We start from the raw sequence: 21,761 nt of genomic DNA, 5'->3' as shown, positions 1-21,761 counted from the left end.
TTCCCCCTCCTGTGTCGGTTTGTTTTCCCCTTGTGAATCAGGTTATGATCCCCCGGGGTTCATTATATCATACGTATTCTCACCCGTCCACTCACGAACCCGCGCTATCGCGCTCCACCGCCCTGCTTCGCATGGCTGTTCGTTCGTTAATGGCGCAAGAAAAGAATATGTCTGCTTCGCAGCCGCATTCTTTTCTCCTGCGCTCATTATATTTTTTCATGAATACAGCTGTAAACACATTGGAATTTCATTTTGACTCGGCTTCATAAGGGATTTAGATAGAAGCCGCAATCAGTCAAACTTCGACCTAAATGTTCTTTTTACTGTCTGTCTTTCCCATCCCACACACCATTTTCATCTACATAGTAGCCGTCCGGTGTCAGACGTCCAACATACAGGATGCCTTTTCTTCCGTCTGAGGTCGGGTGGAAATAGCACCATTTGCCGTCAATCAAGACCCAGCCGATCTGCATGCCGTGTTCCGGATCGAGGTAGAACCAGCCGTTGTAGTCTTCGTCGCGCATCCAGCCGGTCTTGATATAGCCGCTTTCATCGAACGCCCACCAGTTGCCGTTTACCTGCTCCCATGCATATGCAATGCCCGATGTGCCGCGTTTTTCTGCCTTCGGGTAGCTGCCGTCTGCGAAGCGGAGCCACCATCCGTGTTCATCCTGCATCCAGTGGCTCTTTCCGTCATTGGCCGTACTGTTGGCAGTTCCTGTGAGAATACCTATGCTGCTGTTGATTCTTCCCTTCACCGGATCCTGCCTGGTCGCTCCGCTGCCGGAAGACTTGTCACGTCCGGAGGAAGCGCTCTGGCTGCCTGATTGGTCTGGCTTATCGGAGTTATCTGGCTTATCCTCTGTCGGTGGAGCTGCCTTGCTGATTTCAAATGTAAGGGATGCCGGAGCCGGTGTGTTGTATCTGGATTCCCACGTATCAAATTCACCAAAATCAAACTCGGCTTTGATTGTGTGGGTGCCTACAAATGATTCTCCCGGCTTCGTCCAGTTGAGTATGGCTGTTCCATCTTCCCCAACCGGAACTATATCTGCATCCGGGGTTTCATTATCATAGAAACGAACATAACCCTGCAGCTTGTCCTGGTAAACTCCCTGCACTCTGGCAATGATGTCGAAATCTTCTTTCTCTGTTCCGAGAATTCCTTTCGCAAGCTGTACTCCGGTCGTCCGGTTCACAGCTGTTAAGGTAAGAGTGGGGGTTCCTTTTTCAATGGTTATGGTTTTCTCTGCCGATGTGCTTGTACCGAGATAATTCGTTCCCTCTGCCATGGTGATGCTTACCTTTGCAGAACCGACACCTTTGATGGTCACCTGTCCCTGTGCGTCCACGGTGAGAACCTTTTCATCCGAGCTTGTATAGTTCAGAACTCCATCTCCCACTTTCTTCACACCTGTCAGTGGAAAGCTGTCGTCTCCATAGGTTTTTTCTCCGGTCCATGCTTGCCGATCGATCGAAACCGAACCCTGTATCTGATGGATCGTTCCGGTCTGGGCTGGATATATGATACGGTAATTCTGCAGATTCACTGCACTCTCGCCTGTCTCAACCTTTGCCTCTGAGGAATCAATGGTTACCGTCTTACCGGTTCCGGCATTGGCATCTTCAAAGTTTCCTTTCAGACCGCGGATGGTATAGATTGGGCCCGGAGTTCCTATCGCTACCGTCGCCGCTAATGCGATGTCGGTATTTCCGTCATAAGGCTTTTCAATAGGTGTCGTAACAACTGCGGTCAACTCTTTCGGAGATATCTCCGGAATCACACTTCTTTTCAAACTATTTCCATACTGCCCTTCCGACGCTCCATCCGGTATAAATTCTGCCTGATATGCAGTGGTTCCCGTTACCTCCGGATAAATGGAGGAAGCGGACTTTCCGCTCTGATCCGCACTGAACTTCCATGTTCCTAAAACCGGTGATCTATTATAATTAACAACCTGAAATCCTTCTGCCAGCCGTACCGGAATCTCTGAAAGTGCCTGTCCATAGGTTCCATTCGCTTCAAAGGATACGTCGCCAGCGGGACCTTTGAACTGTAAGATATCCGGCGTTGTCACAGATAAGCGATCAGCCGACTTCGATGCAAAACTGTTGTCTGTTGCTTTCACGCGAAGGGTTATATAATAGGTGTTAGCCGGCTTCGGTGACGTAAACGTCTTCTCCGTCCGCCATTGAAGCTCACCAGACTCAGATTCAGCAATTCCATACTCATACTTGGCATCAGTCGGCTCGACAATTTTGATAGAGTTGCTGGTTTTCGTTATCTTTGTTATCTTATCCGGTTTTGCCGGTCTTACCGGAATCGTTATTGCGGCTGCTTCACCTGCTGTGGAACCTGCGGCTGCCTTTCGCACATACAGGGTAATCTCTCTCGCATTCTCCGGCTGATTGTCCAGAATTTTCGTCAGAGAAGCTTCGCCTCCTGCCCGGATCTTCGTCCAAGTTGCAGAATTCTCGGATTCCGCATATTCGAGCTCATACAGAGCCGTATTTTTCAGGACTTCCCTTTGATAATCAATAGAAGTCTGTTCACGCTCCAATACATTCTCATCTTTACCTGCCTCAACCTTTCCGGTAAATTCCACACCGCCAAAGGAGGCTTTCACTGCCTCCGAAGCCGGAAGGTACATATAGAGCTTTCCGCTGGAATCTGTCCGGACATCCTTAAAGCCGTAGGAGCTTTCTTCAATACTTGCATCTCCAACCAGTGTATTATTATCATAGATACCGGTCAGATCCGCTGTGGTGTAATAAACCGGGGTACCGTTCCCATCTTTTATTGTATTATTCTTCTGCCACGTTTTGTCTACCTGCTCCCAGCCATAAATGATCGGTCGCGGTATATATCTATCCGCCTCCTTCAAACAGATCGTTCCACCCGTAATCGTCACATCAGTTTGTACCTGTGTATTACTACTTTCTCCCATCCCAATATGTGCTACTTTCCTATACCCTGTCGTTTTTTTATCCAGACATATGGTACCACCGTCAATCAGCACCTTCGACGAACTATCCAAACCACTTCCGATGCAGGCTCCCCGTTCAGAATAAGCTGTAATCATTCCGCCATGAATCTCAATCTCTGCAGTTATCGCCGGTTTACTACGGGCATATCCAATACCACTTCCAATTCCGGCACCGTTCTCCGAGCTTGCATTCACCGTTCCGCCTTCTATCACGATTTTACCGGTTCTTTTCTGGCCATTAGCACTTCCTGTTCCGATTCCGGCACCACCACTACTTTTTGCAGTTACATCTCCTCCGCTAATCTGTATTTCTTTTACACTTTTACTTGCCGAAGCACCGATAGCCGCTCCGTTAGAAGCGGAAGTTGCAATTACAGTTCCCCCCTTGATGTGAATGATTCCTGCATCCTCCCCTCCATTTCCTCCAATTGCTGCACCAGTCTTGTTTACATTTGTCTTATTGAGCACCTCTATGGAGCCCTGCCGTTCCGGTTCCTTGTCAATCGTAAGCTTTGCACCTTTCGCTACACTAATGCCGGCAGGTGAAGAAAACTTCTCTGATTTATTAATCGAAATCATGTTTTCCCCTTCCAGATAGGTGATCACCTGGGACGCTCCGTTTATCTGAATCGGTGCGATAGCCTGTGCCGGTGTAATCGTAAGGTTATTTAATACGAGCTTTAGTTCACTGGAAGCTGGTGTATTCACGGAAAGATGATAATTCTTCACATTATTCCCAGATGAAGTGATCCGATAGCATTTAGCATAGGACTGGTCTATTAACTTCTCACTAACCACCTGATCAGAATCGGCTGCTTTTTTAGAATAGGAAATCGCCAACTGACCATTATCCACGTAAAAAGATATATCTCCAAGGGAAAGATCCAATTCTCCCTCCAGCGTCTCTGCCGCATTTAATACAATAATATCCGTTCCGGCAGCCTCTGCCTTTACCGTTTTGTTGTCCAGAGTAAATCTTCCGCCGGAGCTGCCTAAACCTGCAATACCTGTATTTATCACAAACTGGTAATTTCCGGCCGGAATATATGCCAGAGCATATGCATGATTGCCTGCTGCTGCATCGATTGTCAGCTTCCCGTCAAAGGCAAACTGACCTTCATTCTGCCTTAATTCCACCAGAGCTTCTGAAGCAGCTCCAGTCAGCCGTCCGGCTGTCAGGGATACATTCTCTGCCGCCTGCACCATGGATGAGTAGAAGTGGAACCGGACAGGATACAGGGGTTCTCCAATGGTGAGAGAAAGATTCTTTTCCTCCTCTGAGTTCATCGTGAGGGTTCCTGTTACTGTAAAGCTATTACTTTCTCCTTCCCCTCCTTCTTCCTGTACCTGAACCGATACCGGAACCACTCCGGACAGAGGCGTATACCAGCTGACTTTACCAGTCTTTATCTGATAACCGGAAGCTTTTTGAGATAAATAGGTTACTACATCCGGTGCAGCGCCGCCTTCACTTGCTTCTTCCCCGATCCGAGCCGTCAGTGTATAATTCTTATCGTCCCTCAAACGACCATCATGGATGGTCAGATCCATTGTCTTCTGGTAAGCGGCTTTTCCCAGCGTGACGGAGATGGTTTCATCCTTTCCTTTGTTTAGAACAACACTTCCCTCCATCGTCTTACCTGCCCCGCCACTGGAAGACTTCAGATCTACAACCATCTGCATATTCCCGGAATAGCCCATCCACCGGATTATATCCGGTATCGTTCCCCTGAATTCTGAGACAGTCATCTGAGTGCTTGTTTTATAAACCGGAGTTGTTCTTTTTGTATCATCCTCCCGATACAGGGATATGTCAGCCTGATAGGTTCCATCAGCTAGCTGGTTATCATACGCGGTGATCCGGAATGTTTTTTTCCCGTAGATACATTCTCCCCTGGGAGCAATGGAGCTTTCAACCGGCAGCTCTAACTGCACCTCCTCGGAAATAGTGATACTGCCGCCTTCCATGCCATTTCCATTAAGAGGCCTTAACACTCCATAACCAATATTTCCTCCCGTTACCTCCACAGATCCACTTAATATCCGGATATCGCCACAGGATAATATTAAACCACTCACTCCATTCCATCCGCTGCCGATGGCAGCTCCCATGTATCCCTTCGTACTATCCTTATAAGAAGATACGGTTATATCGGGAGCTTCGCCTTTCGTCCCGCCGATCACGATCGTGTCTACCCTTCCACTCATTCCGCCTCCGATTCCGGCTCCTGTCTGCTTTCCTCCTTCTGCGGTTATCGTTCCACCCAGTATTTTAATGGTTCCGCCGATTCCATAGCGACCGGTTCCGATTCCGGCTCCTCCATAATAATCCTGCGTTTTGGGAATCTGATAAGCTCCACCTTCAGCTGTAATGCTTCCGCCCTTGATTATAATCGTTCCTGTCCTACAGTTCTTATCTGCACCTTCGTCACTTGTTGTTCCTTTTCCTCCGATACCGGCGGCCCCATAGGCACCTCCCACTGCCTTCAGTCTTCCGGTACTATTCTCCGTAATAACCAGTTTTGCTCCTTTTCCCACCTCAATTCCGGCTCCCTCATCCAGTCCCACAAGTGTATTGGTTCCTTCTAAGGTCAGATTCAGCTGGGCATTGCCTTTCAGGTAAATACCGGCCAGATTCCATCCCCTGACTCCATCAGATTGGATCGTTACATTTTTAATAGTCAGATCGACCGTAACATTATCAATTATGATGCCGCCCTTAATGTCTTGAGAATTATACGGCCGCGTGGTAGGGCAATATCTGCCGGTAATGGTTATTCCGTTAAACTTATTTTGGTTAGCACTATTAATGCGCAGCGGCTCATTATTCAGATCATACTCCCCGCCTGCCAGAGTCATCAGCTGCATCTCTCCTACGAGAACGCAGATTTCCGGAAGCTCTGCTTCCTCTCCCAGTGAATATTCCTCCGGCAGAACCGGTGTGTAGACATAGGCACAACCGTTGTAGTCCTGGTTTGCCTCATAATAGCCATTCCAAGTCTTATCGGAGGTTTCGATAGGCTCTCCGTCCTCGTCAAATTCTTCGAAATAGTCTTTTTCGGAAATGCCGCCGTGAAACTCCGGGAGGTCACTCTGCTCTTCGTCCAGTTTCCAGGTTATGCCGGAAATCTGACAGACTGCCGTTTCCGCATCTGTATCTTTCTCTGTGCCCTTATCTACTGCTTCCACCAGATGCACGTTCTGGCTGTCTTCCGCCAGCGTTTCATCCGCCTCTTCCACCTCAACCTCCAGTGTATCCGGAAGGATGATATCGCTTTCTTTGGCACCCAGAGGGAGCTTCTGCACCGCAACTGCCTCATCTAACTCCGAAAATCCGATGATTGCCGGACCTTTTTCTTCTGGAAGCACCGTCACCTCGATGCTTGGCAAAAAGCCGGTATCCAGTTCATAGCGGCTGCTTTTCAATTCCGCATCAAACACATAGATACCCGGTGTTTTTCCATCGTATGTATCTTTCTCACTAAATGTCTCATCCAGCACCCAGCGGACCTTGACTTCCTTCCAGTTTTTATCGGTTTTCGTCCCGTCCGCATCGGATGGGGATGCTTTCTGCCCAGTGTCATCCACCCCTATTTCCGATTTTTCTATAACATCTGCCTCAGATGGGGACGCTTTCCGAACTGTACCATCTGTTTCAGATGAAGAAAGTGTCTGAGACCTTTTTTCTGTTTCCACTTCACCGTCTCCGCTTTGAAGCTCCGACGGCGTAGCAATCTTTTCCGCACCGTCTTTATCTTCTGAACCATCTTCTTCATCCGATGCTTCTTCTGCCAAAACCCGCACTTTCAGCTTGCCCGGCAGCTCCAGATCCTTATATTTCGTTCCATACGGAACCTCCTGATGCAGGATTTCATCCGAAAGCTCCTTCACTTCCTCGATATACTGCACCGAACTGCCTGCCAGCACCTGCGGGTGCCAGTCACACGTATTCCATATCATTACCGCCGCCAGCGCCGCTGCCAGGGCACGCTTATATTTCTTTTTCATGCTGTTTTCCCTCCATCTATTCTGAACAAATTTGTCTATTTCAGTCTGTTTTCCACCTAAACAAAATACTCTTTCTTCCGATCCAGCAGGCTTTCGCTGCACGCCGCCAGAAGTTCTTCTAATTCTTCTTTTTTCGTCGGAAATACCTCAAATGCGGTCACATGGAGCCGCCAGGATTCAAGGGCATTGTCCCGGCCGGAAAGCCAGATTAAGGATGCCGCCGGGTTATTTTCCCGAATTTTTTCTACGATTTCCACTCCCTGTCTGCCCTGCACGGACGCCAGCATAATGAGGTAGGGATTCCCCTTTACAAAGTGCAGATATGCGTCCAGATCGCTGATATACGTGTGAATCATCGGCCATCTGCGGTTTTCAGTCAAAATTTCACACAACATTTTTTCCAGACCTTCAATGTCGGTCAGTTTTTCTCCATACATCACTACCCGTACCATATCCCACCTGCCTTTTTTGATTTGTTACTTTTCACACACAGCTACTTTGATTTTTCTGTAACGATATTTCATTTACATTTCGGGTCATAACTTTTATACTATAAACATACCAAATGAGCGATTTACTGAAAACCACATCGACGCAAACGGTCAAACCTCGACCTAAATGGTCACGGTTTTGAATAAAGGAGGCGGTTGAGCTTTGATGCATTTTGCGATTGTTGAAGATTTGAAGATAGATCAGAATCATCTGATTCATTTGATACAGGAGAACTTGGAGAAGCACGGGGAAACGGCGCACTTTGACTGCTACGAGAGCGGCGAGGCATTTCTGGAAGCGTTCCGTCCGGGACTTTTTAATGCGGTTTTTATGGATATTATGCTGGACCGGAACGGGCGCAATGGCATTGACACGGCGCTGGAGCTTCGCAAGCGCGAAAAACGTCTCCCCATCGTTTTCACCACATCGGAACGCGATTATTCGCTGCAAGGCTACCGTGCCCATCCCCTTGATTATCTCTTAAAACCGGTTGAGGAAAAGGCGCTTGCCTGGTGTCTCGATGAGATCCGGACATTTCTTGCCGCGCCTGCCTACATCGAAATTCAGGCGGCGCTCGGACGGGGACAGTCATCCACGCAGCGGATTCTGCTTGATGATTTTCTGTATGCGGAGACGCAGAACCACCGGCTGATCATCCACACCAGTTCCGGTGACACCGCCACACGGATTTCTTTTTCGGAGCTAATGTCGCTGCTCCCGAAGGGCAGACGTTTTTACATGAGCGGACGCGGGCTACTTATCAATTTTTCACAGGTTGCCTCGGTGGACGAGGACGGTTCTGTCCATCTGAAAAACGGCAGCTGCTTTTTCTGCAGCCGCCGGAAGAAAAAAGAGACAAAAGAAGCATTTGCAACCTACTTGTTTGACACATTGCGGAAGGGAGGTACTCTATGAACTGGTCTGTGTTTGGCAAGGCATTTCTCGTTGAAACCGTCTATTCCATTCCTTTTTTTATTTTATCGATTCTGCCATTTAAAAAGCAGCTTCGATTTCCGATTAAAATCCTGATTCTGTTCATTTTTATCGGTCAGCTGCTCCAGTCCTCCCTGTATACCTACCTGATCAGCCACGGTAAACCGACCCGGGTCACCGACACGGTATTTGCCTTCGTTTCCCTGGCGATCTATTTTTTATGTGTGAAGGCTAATTTCTGGAAACTTCTGTTTCTGGGAAACTTCATCCTGAATTATTTTGTCACAGTCCGGGGCATCTGTTTCTTTCTGGAAAGCCGTCTGTTCTACGATCCCAGCATTACCTATTATTCACTCCGCGATCAAAGCCTGCTGCTCATCTCGATTCTTCTGTTTCTGACGCTCCCTCTCGGGCTCAAATTTATGAAAAATGCCACGGAACGCGTTTTTCAGGTAGACAGCTCCGCATTCTGGCAGAAAGTCTGGTTTATTCCATTTTCATGTACCCTGATTATCTGCGCTTATAACTTTGATTTAAACATTGATACCGTCCGCAAGTTCCGTTTTATCCTCACGCGGCTCTGGCTCTTTGCCATGACAATTCTTATCTACTATGTCCTTTTGGAAGCGCTCAATGCAGTCCGCCAGCAGGCGCAGCTGGAAGAACGCGCGGCGCAGCAGGACACGCTCCTGGCGATGCAGTACACACAGTATCAGCAGCTTTCCCGCCACATCGAAGAGGTGCGGGAGGCGCGCCACGACCTGCGCCAGCACTTAAATCTCATCGAGCATTACCTGCAAAGCGGGAAAACGGAGGATCTGAATACCTACATCGAACAATACCGTATGACGCTTCCGCCGGACACTGCGCGGACCTGGTGTGAAAATTATGCGGTCAACACGATTATCAGCTATTACGGCGAGGAGGCGCGCAAGGCGTCAGTCGATTTTTCGGTCCGCATCCAGCTTCCGCCCTCTCTCCCGCTGGGTGAGCCACAGCTCTGCTCGATCTTCGGCAATCTTCTGGAAAATGCCCTCGACGCCTGTCGGGAATGTACAGACAGCGCGCCGTTTATCCGCATCTGCGCCCAGGAGGATGCCGGTCACATCGTGATCGCCGTTGACAACACCTGCTGCCATCCGCCGATCGAGGAAAATGGGCGGTTCCGCTCGACCAAACATGACGGGTTCGGCACGGGAACCGCCTCCATCCGTTCGATCGCCGAGCGGTACCAGGGTCTGGTGGATTTCCGGTATGAGGACGGGATCTTTTATGCATCGGTGATGTTGAAATTTGACTCTAAAATTTCTCACGGAAATCTTTGAAAAAAGATTGACTTTCATCGCGTCAGGACGCATAATATAAATAATAATCATTATCAATATTATTTAGAAGGATTGGAGTGTCGCTTATGAAAACCTTAAAATACAGCCGTCAGCGCGAATCGATCAAAGCCTGCCTGATGAGCCGGAAGGATCATCCGACCGCCGACGCCCTTTACACCAGCATCCGGGAACAGTTTCCGAATATCAGCCTTGGAACCGTTTACCGCAATTTAAACCTGTTAGTTGAGCTGGGCGAGATCCGGAAGCTGTCCTGCGGCGACGGCACGGATCATTTCGATTATGATACATCCCCACATTACCACTACGTCTGCCGCCAGTGCGGACGGGTCATGGATATTCCGATGGAAGCAACCAAGGAGCTGGAGACAGCCGCCAAAGAATTTGTGCCGGGAACGATCGACGACCATACCGTGTTTTTCTATGGGATATGCGATGAGTGTATGAAAGGGGAAAAGCACTAATATAGAAGCGGCTGATTTTGTATCGGAACAGACGGGACCAAATGAGCCGCTTCCCGATTTCTGCCATGCGCTGACCGGGTATGAATACATCACCAGTGAAAAAGTTCTGAGAATATCCAGGTTATCGATAAAAATGAAAAAAATAAGAATTATTTCTATTTTTTCATTGACAAACACAGGAATCTATGATATCTTAATATCAGTAATCATTACTGATTTCATTTAAGCCAAATAAACGATTTCGTTTTAAAAGCTCCTATGAAACAGAATGGTTGCAAGCAACTTTACTATCTATTTATTGTTTCTATAAAACACGAAATTAAAAATTTATTTTAGAAAAGGAGAATTGACTATGAAGAAATTTGTCTGTACAGTATGTGGTTACGTATACGAGGGTGAGGCTGCTCCGGAGAAATGTCCAGTATGCGGCGCTCCGGCTTCCAAGTTCAAAGAGCAGTCCGGCGAGATGACCTGGGCAGCTGAGCACGTAGTTGGTGTGGCACAGGGTGTCAGCGAGGATATTCTCGAAGATTTAAGAGCTAACTATGAAGGCGAGTGCAGAGAAGTTGGTATGTACCTGGCGATGGCACGTGTGGCTCACAGAGAGGGCTATCCGGAAATCGGTCTGTACTGGGAGAAGGCAGCTTACGAAGAGGCTGAGCACGCTGCTAAGTTTGCAGAGCTTCTGGGTGAGGTTGTAACAGATTCCACCAAGAAGAACCTGGAGATGCGTGTAGAGGCTGAGCACGGCGCAACCGAAGGCAAATTTGACCTTGCAAAACGTGCGAAAGCTGCTAACCTGGATGCAATCCATGACACCGTTCATGAGATGGCTCGTGACGAGGCTAGACATGGCAAGGCATTTGAGGGTCTGTTAAAGAGATACTTCAACTAATCTGAGTGAATGAATGGACAGCGCATTACGGCGCTGGTGAATAAAAGAGAACTGATGAGGGCGTATGAAAATGGAAAATTCCTTTTTCATACGCCCTGTTTATTTTATGCAGATTTGTTTTATGTCTCTGTTCAAAAAGACGCCAAAATCTTATCTACCGTCTCCTTCTCCATCTCCCCAATCGGAATCATCTCCGCCGGTACGTCCTCATATGGCAGCAGCGCTTTCTCATACCAGGTAACATCGTGCCATTTTCCGCTCTTATAACCGGTATTTTTGCACACGCCCATCGTCCGGAATCCGCATCCGTTATGCATCGCATCGCTCTTCACATTCGGACTTGTCACCAGACTGTAGACGGTGTGGATGCCCTGTGCCTTTAAAAGCTCTAAAAGCACCAGAAGCATCCGTTTGCCGATGCCCTTCGACGTCACCCGACTGTCCAGATATTCAGAAAGTTCCGCATTCCAACGGTACGCCGCGCGCTCAAGCTGCTTATGCCCATATGCATAGCCAATGATTCTGCCCGTTTCATCCTCGCAGACAATCCACGGATATTCTGCCGTGATCGCCCGGATGCGCCCCTCAAATTCCTCCAGGGACGGCAGCTCCGTCTCAAACGTGATCGGCGTGTCCATATATTGTGCATAAATTTCCAATATCGCAGGTGCATCGGCGATAGCAGCCAGACGCAGGCGGCAGGATGTATGGTCCATAAACTGGTTCCTCCCTATCATTTTCGGTCATTTTTCCTTTACAGGCAACTATATATGAATCTTCCCGTTTCGTCAACTATTCGCAACCAGATTCATGCCTGCCCGTGAACCCCCTCAATCCACCAGCTCATTCTGATGCCTCGATAAATGCTCATATGGCAGAATCAGCCGCCCCCGGTACAGCCCGCAGCCGTCATTGACTAGGTCATTGTTGATCGCCGAAAACATATTGACATCCACTTCAGCTAAATTGAGCGATACCAGGCGCTGACAGCGTTCATATGCTTCATCAAAATAAATACATGCACCTTCCGGTATCTCATCCCGCCTGGCCCGCTCGCCCTCCTGGCGCTTTTCATAGCTTAAATGATTGGCCACGCCGATCTCCGCGATATCGTCCATGTGCTTCGTGCGAAGCTGTACCTCCACATAGCTTCTGGAACAATTATCGTAAAACGTAATATGCAGAGACTGGTAATCATCCGAACTATTTCCGCAGACATAATCACGGTAGTACGGCCTTACCTCCTCATCCATCAACGGGGAGGTACTCTCCTTCACCCCGTAAGCCGGTTCCGCCGTAAACCCGCGTTCCTCCAGAAATCCCGGAAGTTCATTCGCAATCTGGTAGAGGTACCGGATATCTGCCTCCTGCTGCGATTCCCCCGGTTTCAGGTAACACTTCGGCAGTGAAATCACGATCCGGTACGCGATCAGGTCGCGGAAACAGCTCAATCTCCGCTTCAAATCGGAGATCGACGGAAATGCCTTATGTTCCGTATAACAGTCATAAATATATTCAACGATATATCCATTAAATTTCGCCTCCGAGCGGATCAGCGACTTGATTCTTCCCTTAAAATTAAATGCCAGAAGCGGATATTCCTTTGCCATATGAATATAAAATTCCCGGATCTTCTGTGACTGGGTCGTCAGGAAATCGTTGTGTTCTAAAAGTTCCCGGATCTGAATCAGGAAATTTGCATGTATCAGGTCTATCTCATTGTTTGTCTGTTTTGCCTCTGTTTTCAAATCCCGGCTGTAATTCTTTAAAATCTTAAACATCGTATCGCCGGAATACAGATAATCGTTTAAGGTCACCATGAGCCTCACCTCCCTGCTTCAGCAAAAAAGGGACGGTGCGTAGGATAACAATGCCCCAGATGCACCAGCCCCCTTATTTATAAAATAGAGCTATTTATTTTCCGTAAACCTTCTTGATCCGCTCCATTGCCTCTTTTGTATTCGCAGTCGTACCAAATGCAGTCAGACGGAAGAATCCTTCTCCATTCTTACCAAATCCGCTGCCCGGTGTGCCGACCACATTTGCCTTGGCAAGCAGATCGTCGAAAAACTCCCAGGATTTCATGCCGTTCGGGCACTGCATCCAGATGTACGGTGAATTTTCGCCGCCGATGTGCCAGATGCCAAGCTCTTTTAAGGTCTCGGTCATGATCTTCGCATTGGTGCGGTATACGTCCAGGTGCTCGCGGCACTGTGCCATGCCCTCCGGTGAAAGAGCTGCCTCTGCGGCGCGCTGTACCGGGTAGGAAACGCCGTTAAACTTGGTTGTCTGGCGGCGCAGCCACATCTTGCGGATGGAAGAACCACCGCGCTCTAATTCAGACGGAACCACGGTATAGCCACAGCGGGTTCCGGTAAAGCTTGCCAGCTTCGAAAGGGAGCAGAACTCGATCGCGCAGGTCTTGGCGCCCTCAATCTCAAAAATACTTCTCGGAAGCGCCGGATCTGCTACGAAGGACTCATACGCCGCATCAAATAAAAGAATCGCATCCTGCTCGTTCGCATAGTCAACCCACTCTTTTAACTGCTCACGGTTGTACACACCGCCAGTCGGGTTGTTCGGGGAGCAGAGATAAATAATATCCGCTTTCTGTCCCTTCGGAGGCATCGGAAGAAAGCCATTTTCCACATTGGCATCCATAAATACGATCTTTCTGCCTGCCATCACGTTCGTATCCATGTAAACCGGGTATACCGGATCCGGGATCAGGACCGTGTTGTCCGCATCAAAGAGATCGAGGATATTTCCGACATCACTCTTCGCGCCGTCGCTGATGAATATATCCTCCGCCGCCACCTCAACCTGAAAGGACGCATAATACTTCTGAACTGCTACGCGCAGAAAATCATATCCCTGCTCCGGACCATATCCATGGAACGTAGCCGCCTTGCCCTGCTCCATAGCTGCTTTTGCAAATGCGTCAGCTGCTTTCTGGCAGATCGGAAGGGTTACGTCACCGATACCCATTTTGATTACTTTTGCCTCTGGATGGGCTTTGGTGTATTCATCTACTTTTTTAGCAATGGTAGAAAACAGATAGCTTTCTTCCAGATTTTTATAGTTTTCGTTGATCTTCATACTTTATTTTCTCCATATTTTAAGAATTTTTTTCCTTTACCTCCAGAGCCGCTTTCACAAACTCCCTAAAGATCGGATGTGCGCGGTTCGGGCGGCTCTTGAACTCCGGATGGTACTGAACTCCCAGATAGAACGGATGTCCCGGAATCTCCATCGCCTCTACCAGCGTACCGTCCGGAGACTGTCCGGAAAAGATAGCGCCATGCTCCATATAAACTTCCCGGAACTTGTTGTTAAATTCATAACGATGGCGATGTCTCTCCTCGATCAGACCTTTTCTATACGCTTTCATCATCAGCGTATCCGGACTGATGCGGCACGGATATGCACCCAGACGCATCGTTCCGCCCATGTCAGCCAGATCCATCTGCTCTTCCATCAGGGCAATGACCGGATGCTTGCTGTCCGGCGCAAACTCGGTGGAGTTCGCATCCTCATAGCCTAACACGCCTCTGGCAAATGCGATCGCCGCGATCTGCATACCAAGGCAGATGCCAAAGTACGGGATATTGTTTCTTCTCGCATAATCCGCTGCCGCAATCATGCCCTCGATGCCTCGGATGCCGAAGCCGCCCGGCACGATGATACCGGTTGAACCGCCCAGGATTTCCGGTGCCGTCTCCGGAGTGATCGTCTCACTATCCACCCAGTTGATCTCCACCTGCGCGCCATTTTCCCATCCGGCATGGTGCAGGGATTCTACGATCGACAGATAGGAGTCGTGCAGTTTGACGTACTTGCCGACCAGGGAAATCTTGACTGTCTTGCGGCTGTTCTTGATGCGGTCCAGCATATGTTTCCACTCCGTCAGATCGCACTCCTGCGGCGCTTTCTCGATGCCCAGCTCGCGAAGCACGATCTTGGCAAGTCCTGCTTCCTCCAGCATGATCGGCGCCTCGTAGAGAACCGGAAGGGTCAGGTTCTCGATGACGCAGTCCTCTTTGACGTTGCAGAACAGTGCGATCTTGCGGAAAATAGACGGATCGTCCACCGGACGGTCACAGCGCGCCACGATGATATCCGGCATGATGCCGAAGGACTGCAGCTGTTTGACTGAATGCTGGGTCGGTTTGGATTTATGCTCGCCGGAAGATTCCAGATACGGAATCAGGGTTACATGGATGAAGAGGCAGTTGCTGCGTCCCGCCTCGCAGGACACCTGGCGGATGGCTTCCAGGAACGGCTGTGACTCAATATCGCCGGTTGTTCCGCCGATCTCTGTGATAACGATGTCCGCATCGGTCTTTTCCTGCACGGAATAGATAAATGATTTTATCTCATTTGTGATATGTGGAATTACCTGTACCGTCTCGCCCAGATATTCGCCGCGGCGCTCTTTATTTAACACATTCCAGTAGACCTTACCGGTCGTCAGATTAGAATAACGGTTTAAATCTTCATCTATAAAACGCTCATAATGTCCCAAATCCAGATCCGTCTCCGCACCGTCGTTTGTTACGAATACTTCGCCGTGCTGATACGGGCTCATGGTTCCCGGATCGACGTTGATATATGGATCCAGCTTCTGCGCTGCCACCTTAAATCCCCGTGCCTTCAAAAGACGTCCCAGAGACGCTGCTGTAATACCCTTCCCCAATCCTGATACAACACCGCCTGTCACAAAAATAAATTTTGCCATCTGCTTTTCCTCCTCTTCCTTTCTTTAAAATATTAATCCACTTTTTCCGTCATATATGATTCTGTCAAATTTTGCCTTCGCAAAAGATTTCAGCCTGCACGGATTCCGCAACCCTCAAAACGCAGAATCCATGCAGACCATCGTTCTTTTTAGTCGTTCTCATGCTCCTGAAGCACATAACCCGGAATCTGGATTTCTTCCGGTTTTTCCATCTGGCTCAGCTCTTTTCTAGCGGCTGCACCATGTGCAATGTGCGCGATATCTACCAGTTCAACGTTGTCCTCGTTGTACTGGCTTTCCAGGGTCAGCGCCAGGACAGCCGCGGTATCAAGCGATGTCAGGCACGGAATACCAAGCTCGACCGCCTTTCTTCTCAGGCGGACACTGTCGCGTCCCGGCTGGCGTCCCGTCTTGGAAGTGGAAATTACATAGCTGATCTTTCCTTCTTCCAGCAGGGAAATGGTCGTCTCCTCGCCCTCTTTGGCTTCCTTCGGCTTCTTGACTAACGTTGAAGAAATGCCAACGCTGTTTAACCGGCTTGCAGTACCGGAGGTCGCGTAGATGTGGAATCCCATCGCCACGTACTCTTTGACCAGCTCGCGCAGGTCGCTCTTATCGGTATCGCGGACACTGATTAAGACGCCGCCCTCGCGCTTCATCGTATATCCGGCTGCTACCAGGCCTTTGAACAGCGCTTCCTCCATCGTCCGGGCGATACCCAGTACCTCGCCGGTCGATTTCATTTCCGGTCCGAGCTGTGTATCTACGTTGGACAGCTTCTCAAAGGAGAAGACCGGAACCTTGACTGCGTAGTACGGAGAGCACGGATACAGACCTGTCTCGTAGCCCATGTCAGCCAGCTTCTCGCCCATCATGATGCGGGTTGCCAGATCGACCATCGGCACGCCAGTTACCTTGCTGATGTACGGCACGGTACGGGACGAACGCGGGTTGACCTCGATGATATAGATCGTATCCTCATGCAGGACATACTGGATATTGATCAGACCTTTCGTATTCATGGACAGCGCCAGACGGATGGAATAATCCACCAGACGGTCTTTCTGGCTCTCGGTCAGCATAAATGCCGGATATACCGCGATGGAGTCGCCGGAATGGACGCCCGCACGCTCGATGTGCTCCATGATACCCGGAATCAGAACCGTTTCGCCGTCGCAGATCGCGTCGACCTCCAGCTCGGTACCCATCAGGTATTTATCAATCAGGATCGCATTCTCAATCTTGTGTGAGAGAATGATCTTCATATACTCATGAATATCGGCGTCGTTGTAGGCGATAATCATGTTTTGGCCGCCTAATACATAGCTCGGACGCATCAGAACCGGATAGCCCAGATGATTTGCCGCCTGGATTGCCTCATCCTCAGTGTAAACGGTCTGACCCGCTGCCTGTTTCATATTTAATTTTTTCAGCAGGGCTGCGAAACGTCCGCGATCCTCCGCCATATCGATGCTGTCTGCCGGAGTGCCGAGAACCGGAATATTGTTCTCTACAAGGCATTTTGTCAGACGGATCGCTGTCTGTCCGCCAAAGGCCACAACTGCGCCGATCGGCTTCTCGATCCGGATAATATCCAGCACATCCTCCGGTGTCAGCGGCTCAAAATACAGACGGTCTGCTACGTTGAAGTCGGTGGAAACGGTCTCCGGGTTGTTATTTACGATGACAACCTCATAACCGGCTCTCTTTAACGACCATACGCAGTGAACAGAGGCGAAATCGAACTCGATACCCTGACCGATACGGATCGGACCGGAACCAAATACCATAACAACCGGTTTTCCGCTTGCATTCTCTTTAATAAATTCTTCTGCCTCATCTTCCTCGCCGAAGGTGCTGTAGAAGTAAGGGGTGCTTGCCGTAAACTCAGCGCTGCAGGTATCAACCATGCGGTAGCATGCCGGAACATGCTTGATTTCCGAAAGCCCGGTCATCTCCTTGATGACTGCATCCGGGAATCCGTTCTGTTTGGCTTCCATATAAAGCGCATCGCTCAGAGTCTCAGACTGCATCCGGCGTTCCAGGGACAGGATATGCATCAGTTTATTTAAGAACCACTCGTCGATCTTGGTCAGCTCATGAATCTCGGCAACGGTCACGCCGCGCTTGAAGCTCTCATAGATTGCAAACAGACGCTCGTCATCCTGCGCCAGAATTTTTTCTCTCAGCTCTTCCACACTCATCGGCGCTAGTTTCTTCATGTTCAGGCTGTTCTGGGAGATCTCTGCGCCGCGGACTGCTTTCATGAGCGCCTGCTCAAAGTTGCGGCCGATCGCCATAACCTCGCCGGTTGCCTTCATCTGGGTACCCAGCTTCCGGCGTCCGTAAACGAATTTATCAAATGGCCATTTCGGGAATTTAACCGTTACATAGTCAAGGGCCGGCTCGAAGCATGCCATCGTCTCGCCGGTTACCTCGTTCGGGATCTCGTCCAGATGATAACCGATCGCAATCTTGGTTGCCACGCGGGCAATCGGATATCCGGTTGCTTTCGAAGCAAGGGCGGAAGAACGGGATACACGCGGGTTTACCTCGATAACGGCATATTCAAAGCTCTCCGGATTCAGCGCAAACTGGCAGTTGCAGCCGCCCTCGATGCCCATCGCCTGGATAATATTCAGCGCTGCAGAACGAAGCATCTGGTATTCCTTATCCGCCAGCGTCACAGCCGGTGCGATAACAATGGAGTCGCCGGTGTGGACGCCGACCGGGTCAAAGTTTTCCATCGAGCAGACCGTAATCTCGTTGCCGATGGCATCGCGCATTACCTCAAACTCGATCTCCTTCCATCCGGAAATACATTTCTCAACCAGAATCTGATTGATCGGTGACAGGCGGATACCCGCCTCCGCGATGTTGTAAAGCTCTTCTTTATTTGCCGCAATACCGCCGCCGGTACCGCCCAGGGTAAAGGCCGGACGCACGATAACCGGGTAAGAAATAACCTCGGCAAAATCAAGCGCATCCTCAATGGTGGTGACAACCTTGGACGGAATGACCGGCTCACCGATAGCTTCCATCGTGTCTTTAAAGCACTGGCGGTCCTCCGCCTTATCGATGGTCTCCGGGGACGCGCCGAGAAGCGTTACATTGTGGCTCTTTAAGAAACCTTCTTTGGCAAGCTCCATGGACAGTGTCAGTCCGGTCTGTCCGCCCAGGGTGGACAGGATGCTGTCAGGCTTCTCTTTTTCAATGATTCTCTTGACAAATTCCAGGGTCAGCGGCTCGATGTATACGTGATCCGCAATGGCGCTGTCCGTCATGATGGTTGCCGGGTTGGAGTTTACTAAAACGACCTCCAGACCTTCCTCTTTTAAAGCCCGGCACGCCTGCGTTCCTGCATAGTCAAACTCTGCCGCCTGACCGATGACGATAGGGCCGGAACCGATTACCATAACTTTTTTCAGGGATTTATTTAACGGCATGACGCGCCCTCCTTTTCCTTATAATCTCTCATCATCTGAATGAAACGCCCAAACAGCTCTTCCGTATCCTTCGGACCTGCACACGCCTCCGGATGAAACTGGACGGTAAATGCCGGCATATCGTGGTAGGTGATGCCCTCGCAGGTGCCGTCGTTGACATTGATAAATGTCTCCTCCGCGCCCTCCGGCAGCGTATCGCGCAGTACCTCATAGCCGTGGTTCTGGCTGCTGATGTAGACGCGTCCGGTGGTCAGATCCTTGACCGGCTGGTTCGCACCTCTGTGACCGAATTTCATCTTTCCAGTCTTCGCACCCTTGGCAATCGCCAGCAGCTGGTGTCCCAGGCAGATGCCGAACATCGGTTTTCCAGCCTTCGTAATCTTTCGGATCTCCTCGATGATCTCCGGGTTGTCCTCTGGGTTGCCTGGACCGTTGGAAAGCATGATTCCGTCCGGATTCATCTTAAGAATCTCCTCCGCCGTCGTACCTGCCGGAAGGTCAGCCACGCGGCATCCGCGCCTGGTCAGCTCGCGGATGATATTTTCCTTTGCGCCGAAATCCCAGAGCACAATCTGGAACTCTTCTTTCTCATCCGCCGGTTTGATCTCACATTTCTTTGGTGTAACGGTTTCAACCGCCTTTGTAATGTGGAAGTTTTTCACTTCCTCCAGCTTTTTCGCGTCATACGGCGGCTTCACCTCGGTCAGCCAGCCGTTCATCGAACCGGATTCACGAATGGTTTTTGCCAGCTTTCTCGTATCGATTCCATAGACGCCCGGGATGTTTCTTTCTTTAAAAAAGGTGTCAAGATCCCCACTGCATCTGAAGTTGGAAGGTTCCTGACACCACTCTTTTACGATATAGGCTGATAAATATACCTCTTCATTCTCGAAGTCCTGCGGAATCACTCCGTAGTTTCCGATTAACGGAAATGTCTGAACGACAATCTGTCCAAAATAGCTGGGATCTGTGATCGTCTCAAGGTATCCTGTCATACCGGTTGTGAATACGACTTCTCCGGTCACTTCACGTAAAGGAGCGCCAAAGCTTTTTCCCTCAAAATAGTCGCCGTTTTCCAACAGAAGATATACCGGTTTCTCCATCTGGTCACCATTCCTTTCTCTCTCGTACCCCGCCTGTGAATAGCTTCATGCAGGCAGTTTACTTTTTCATTCTCAATAGCCTCACATTTGAGCAAATCTGTTTTTCCTCAGATGCGTTTTTTACATCATTAGAGACATATTTTATAAATTGTCTGATTCTGCAACAAAGGCGTCCATGAGCCTAAGCCCATGAACGCCCTTGTTCATATTCTGAAAGATTATAGCATAGGAAAGTTCTATGCGTCAAGAGATTTTTTATACATTTTTTTATGTTTTATACGTCATTTATGCATTTTTATGCATTTCTGCCTATTGTTTTTCATTTTTATTTATTATGCAAACATCAAGTATACATATGTAAGGATTTATTAAGGAATAAGTAACACGGTTGTCTATTCCATCCTGTATACTGTCTCTATTACTTAACAGGAGGTATTGATTTATGAGTCTCTTTCTTTTAGTTTTATTCCCACTAAGCTTTTTACTTGCCATTCTTGCTTTTTTTACAGGTAAAACTATGGCATACATCCTTACGCTTGGCAGTTATGCCTGCTTTGCACTCTTTCTGCTGCTTTCCCTTCATGACATCAATCTTCGCATGATGACTCAGGATATCAGCGGTATCCAGGATATCTATCCCTCTATTGAGTCTATCTGTATTCCTGCGTTTCTTGCTTTAAATGTAGTAGCTGGCTTCCGCGTTTTTAAGACTGCAAAAAAATAAGTGCTTGTTCTTATGCCTGTTTCTTTATATAATAAGGACAGGCATTTTTGATTTAGGAGGTATTTTTTTATGGATAAAATTACCAGTTTTACTATCGACCATCTGAAACTGCTCCCTGGCGTCTATGTATCCCGTAAGGATCGCGTGGGCGATCAGGTCATCACCACCTTTGATATCCGCATGACACGCCCCAACTATGAGCCAGTCATGAATACGGCGGAGGTTCACACCATCGAGCACCTGGCTGCCACCTGGCTGCGAAATAACGAGGAGTGGAAAGACCGCGTCCTCTACTTCGGACCGATGGGCTGCCGCACCGGCTTCTACCTGCTTCTCGCAGGCGACCTGACATCCGAGGAGATCGTGCCGCTGATGAAAGGGCTCTTTACTTTCATGCGCGACTACAAAGACGAGGTTCCGGGTGCTTGTGCAAAAGATTGCGGCAACTACCTCGATATGAACCTGCCGATGGCAAACTGGCTGGCTGACCGCTTTCTGCGCGAAGTCTTAGATGGAATTGGTCCGGAGAGACTGGTTTATCCGGAATAAGAGACAAGAATGGCAGGCGGTATGCTTTGAAACACCAAAACCCCCAGATGCTGCAACATCTGAGGGTTTTATTCTATTA

Annotated in this window: 14 protein-coding genes; 6 read left to right on the top strand and 8 right to left on the bottom strand. The window is 49.2% G+C overall.

What is annotated here, in order from left to right; all coding sequences use genetic code 11:
• Positions 1–320 precede the first annotated feature (320 nt).
• A complete protein-coding gene (locus DW720_RS02970; RefSeq protein WP_118742846.1) occupies positions 321–6,995 on the bottom strand; it encodes a YDG domain-containing protein in 6,675 nt (2,224 codons plus the stop codon).
• Between the two features lie 56 nt (positions 6,996–7,051).
• Entirely contained in the window at positions 7,052–7,447 is a 396-nt protein-coding gene (locus DW720_RS02965; protein WP_118749250.1) for a hypothetical protein, read from the bottom strand.
• A 205-nt stretch (positions 7,448–7,652) separates the two neighbouring features.
• Here DW720_RS02965 and DW720_RS02960 point away from each other — a divergent pair, with 205 nt between their 5' ends.
• The 4 genes from DW720_RS02960 to DW720_RS02945 all read left to right on the top strand — a co-directional run bounded on the left by DW720_RS02960 (position 7,653) and on the right by DW720_RS02945 (position 11,122).
• Positions 7,653–8,402: a LytTR family DNA-binding domain-containing protein gene (locus DW720_RS02960; protein ID WP_118523899.1), complete on the top strand. Its 750-nt coding sequence runs from the start codon at positions 7,653–7,655 to the stop codon at positions 8,400–8,402.
• Positions 8,399–9,745 carry a sensor histidine kinase gene (locus DW720_RS02955; protein ID WP_118742844.1) on the top strand — a complete coding sequence of 449 codons (1,347 nt, stop codon included), beginning with the start codon at positions 8,399–8,401 and terminating at the stop codon, positions 9,743–9,745. The genes DW720_RS02960 and DW720_RS02955 overlap by 4 nt, the downstream gene beginning before the upstream one ends.
• 86 nt (positions 9,746–9,831) lie before the next feature.
• Positions 9,832–10,227 (top strand): transcriptional repressor, encoded by a 396-nt coding sequence (locus tag DW720_RS02950; RefSeq protein WP_118570539.1) that lies wholly within the window; start codon positions 9,832–9,834, stop codon positions 10,225–10,227.
• Positions 10,228–10,579: 352 nt separating this feature from the next.
• The gene (locus DW720_RS02945; RefSeq protein ID WP_107000650.1) at positions 10,580–11,122 is read left to right on the top strand and encodes an NADH peroxidase; all 543 of its coding nucleotides are present in this window, start codon (positions 10,580–10,582) and stop codon (positions 11,120–11,122) included.
• Positions 11,123–11,253: 131 nt separating this feature from the next.
• Here the strand turns inward: DW720_RS02945 and DW720_RS02940 are convergent, their stop codons facing one another.
• From DW720_RS02940 to DW720_RS02915, 6 genes are all read right to left on the bottom strand, one after another.
• Positions 11,254–11,838, bottom strand: a complete 585-nt coding sequence (locus tag DW720_RS02940) for a GNAT family N-acetyltransferase (RefSeq protein ID WP_118570538.1) — start codon at positions 11,836–11,838, stop codon at positions 11,254–11,256.
• Positions 11,839–11,952: 114 nt separating this feature from the next.
• Positions 11,953–12,942: a guanosine polyphosphate pyrophosphohydrolase gene (locus DW720_RS02935; protein ID WP_118570537.1), complete on the bottom strand. Its 990-nt coding sequence runs from the start codon at positions 12,940–12,942 to the stop codon at positions 11,953–11,955.
• 94 nt (positions 12,943–13,036) lie between these two features.
• The gene (locus DW720_RS02930) at positions 13,037–14,221 is read right to left on the bottom strand and encodes an LL-diaminopimelate aminotransferase (RefSeq protein ID WP_107000653.1); all 1,185 of its coding nucleotides are present in this window, start codon (positions 14,219–14,221) and stop codon (positions 13,037–13,039) included.
• 19 nt (positions 14,222–14,240) lie between these two features.
• Entirely contained in the window at positions 14,241–15,860 is a 1,620-nt protein-coding gene (locus DW720_RS02925; RefSeq protein ID WP_118749249.1) for a CTP synthase, read from the bottom strand.
• Between the two features lie 149 nt (positions 15,861–16,009).
• The gene (gene carB / locus DW720_RS02920; protein ID WP_118471382.1) at positions 16,010–19,306 is read right to left on the bottom strand and encodes a carbamoyl-phosphate synthase large subunit; all 3,297 of its coding nucleotides are present in this window, start codon (positions 19,304–19,306) and stop codon (positions 16,010–16,012) included.
• Positions 19,297–20,409: a carbamoyl phosphate synthase small subunit gene (locus DW720_RS02915; RefSeq protein ID WP_118293832.1), complete on the bottom strand. Its 1,113-nt coding sequence runs from the start codon at positions 20,407–20,409 to the stop codon at positions 19,297–19,299. The genes carB and DW720_RS02915 overlap by 10 nt, the downstream gene beginning before the upstream one ends.
• Before the next feature lie 442 nt (positions 20,410–20,851).
• On the opposite strand from DW720_RS02915, the gene DW720_RS02910 reads away from it, so the two are divergent.
• Positions 20,852–21,133 carry a hypothetical protein gene (locus DW720_RS02910; protein ID WP_118570535.1) on the top strand — a complete coding sequence of 94 codons (282 nt, stop codon included), beginning with the start codon at positions 20,852–20,854 and terminating at the stop codon, positions 21,131–21,133.
• A gap of 69 nt (positions 21,134–21,202) precedes the next feature.
• Entirely contained in the window at positions 21,203–21,682 is a 480-nt protein-coding gene (locus DW720_RS02905) for an S-ribosylhomocysteine lyase (protein WP_022359008.1), read from the top strand.
• Positions 21,683–21,761: the final 79 nt, after the last annotated feature.

It is taken from the genome of Clostridium sp. AM27-28 (genome assembly GCF_003480955.1).
Taxonomy (GTDB): Bacteria; Bacillota; Clostridia; order Lachnospirales; family Lachnospiraceae; genus Otoolea; species Otoolea fessa.
Note: the sequence above shows the minus strand (reverse complement) of the source record. Positions and strands in the feature narration are given on the sequence as shown.

Coding starts and splice junctions, on each gene's coding strand:
- DW720_RS02960 (WP_118523899.1), top strand. CDS start 7,653: ATGCATTTTGCGATTGTTGAAGATTTGAAGATAGATCAGAATCATCTG.
- DW720_RS02965 (WP_118749250.1), bottom strand. CDS start 7,447: ATGGTACGGGTAGTGATGTATGGAGAAAAACTGACCGACATTGAAGGT.
- DW720_RS02915 (WP_118293832.1), bottom strand. CDS start 20,409: ATGGAGAAACCGGTATATCTTCTGTTGGAAAACGGCGACTATTTTGAG.
- DW720_RS02925 (WP_118749249.1), bottom strand. CDS start 15,860: ATGGCAAAATTTATTTTTGTGACAGGCGGTGTTGTATCAGGATTGGGG.
- DW720_RS02910 (WP_118570535.1), top strand. CDS start 20,852: ATGAGTCTCTTTCTTTTAGTTTTATTCCCACTAAGCTTTTTACTTGCC.
- DW720_RS02970 (WP_118742846.1), bottom strand. CDS start 6,995: ATGAAAAAGAAATATAAGCGTGCCCTGGCAGCGGCGCTGGCGGCGGTA.
- DW720_RS02955 (WP_118742844.1), top strand. CDS start 8,399: ATGAACTGGTCTGTGTTTGGCAAGGCATTTCTCGTTGAAACCGTCTAT.
- DW720_RS02930 (WP_107000653.1), bottom strand. CDS start 14,221: ATGAAGATCAACGAAAACTATAAAAATCTGGAAGAAAGCTATCTGTTT.
- DW720_RS02905 (WP_022359008.1), top strand. CDS start 21,203: ATGGATAAAATTACCAGTTTTACTATCGACCATCTGAAACTGCTCCCT.
- DW720_RS02945 (WP_107000650.1), top strand. CDS start 10,580: ATGAAGAAATTTGTCTGTACAGTATGTGGTTACGTATACGAGGGTGAG.
- carB (WP_118471382.1), bottom strand. CDS start 19,306: ATGCCGTTAAATAAATCCCTGAAAAAAGTTATGGTAATCGGTTCCGGC.
- DW720_RS02940 (WP_118570538.1), bottom strand. CDS start 11,838: ATGGACCATACATCCTGCCGCCTGCGTCTGGCTGCTATCGCCGATGCA.
- DW720_RS02950 (WP_118570539.1), top strand. CDS start 9,832: ATGAAAACCTTAAAATACAGCCGTCAGCGCGAATCGATCAAAGCCTGC.
- DW720_RS02935 (WP_118570537.1), bottom strand. CDS start 12,942: ATGGTGACCTTAAACGATTATCTGTATTCCGGCGATACGATGTTTAAG.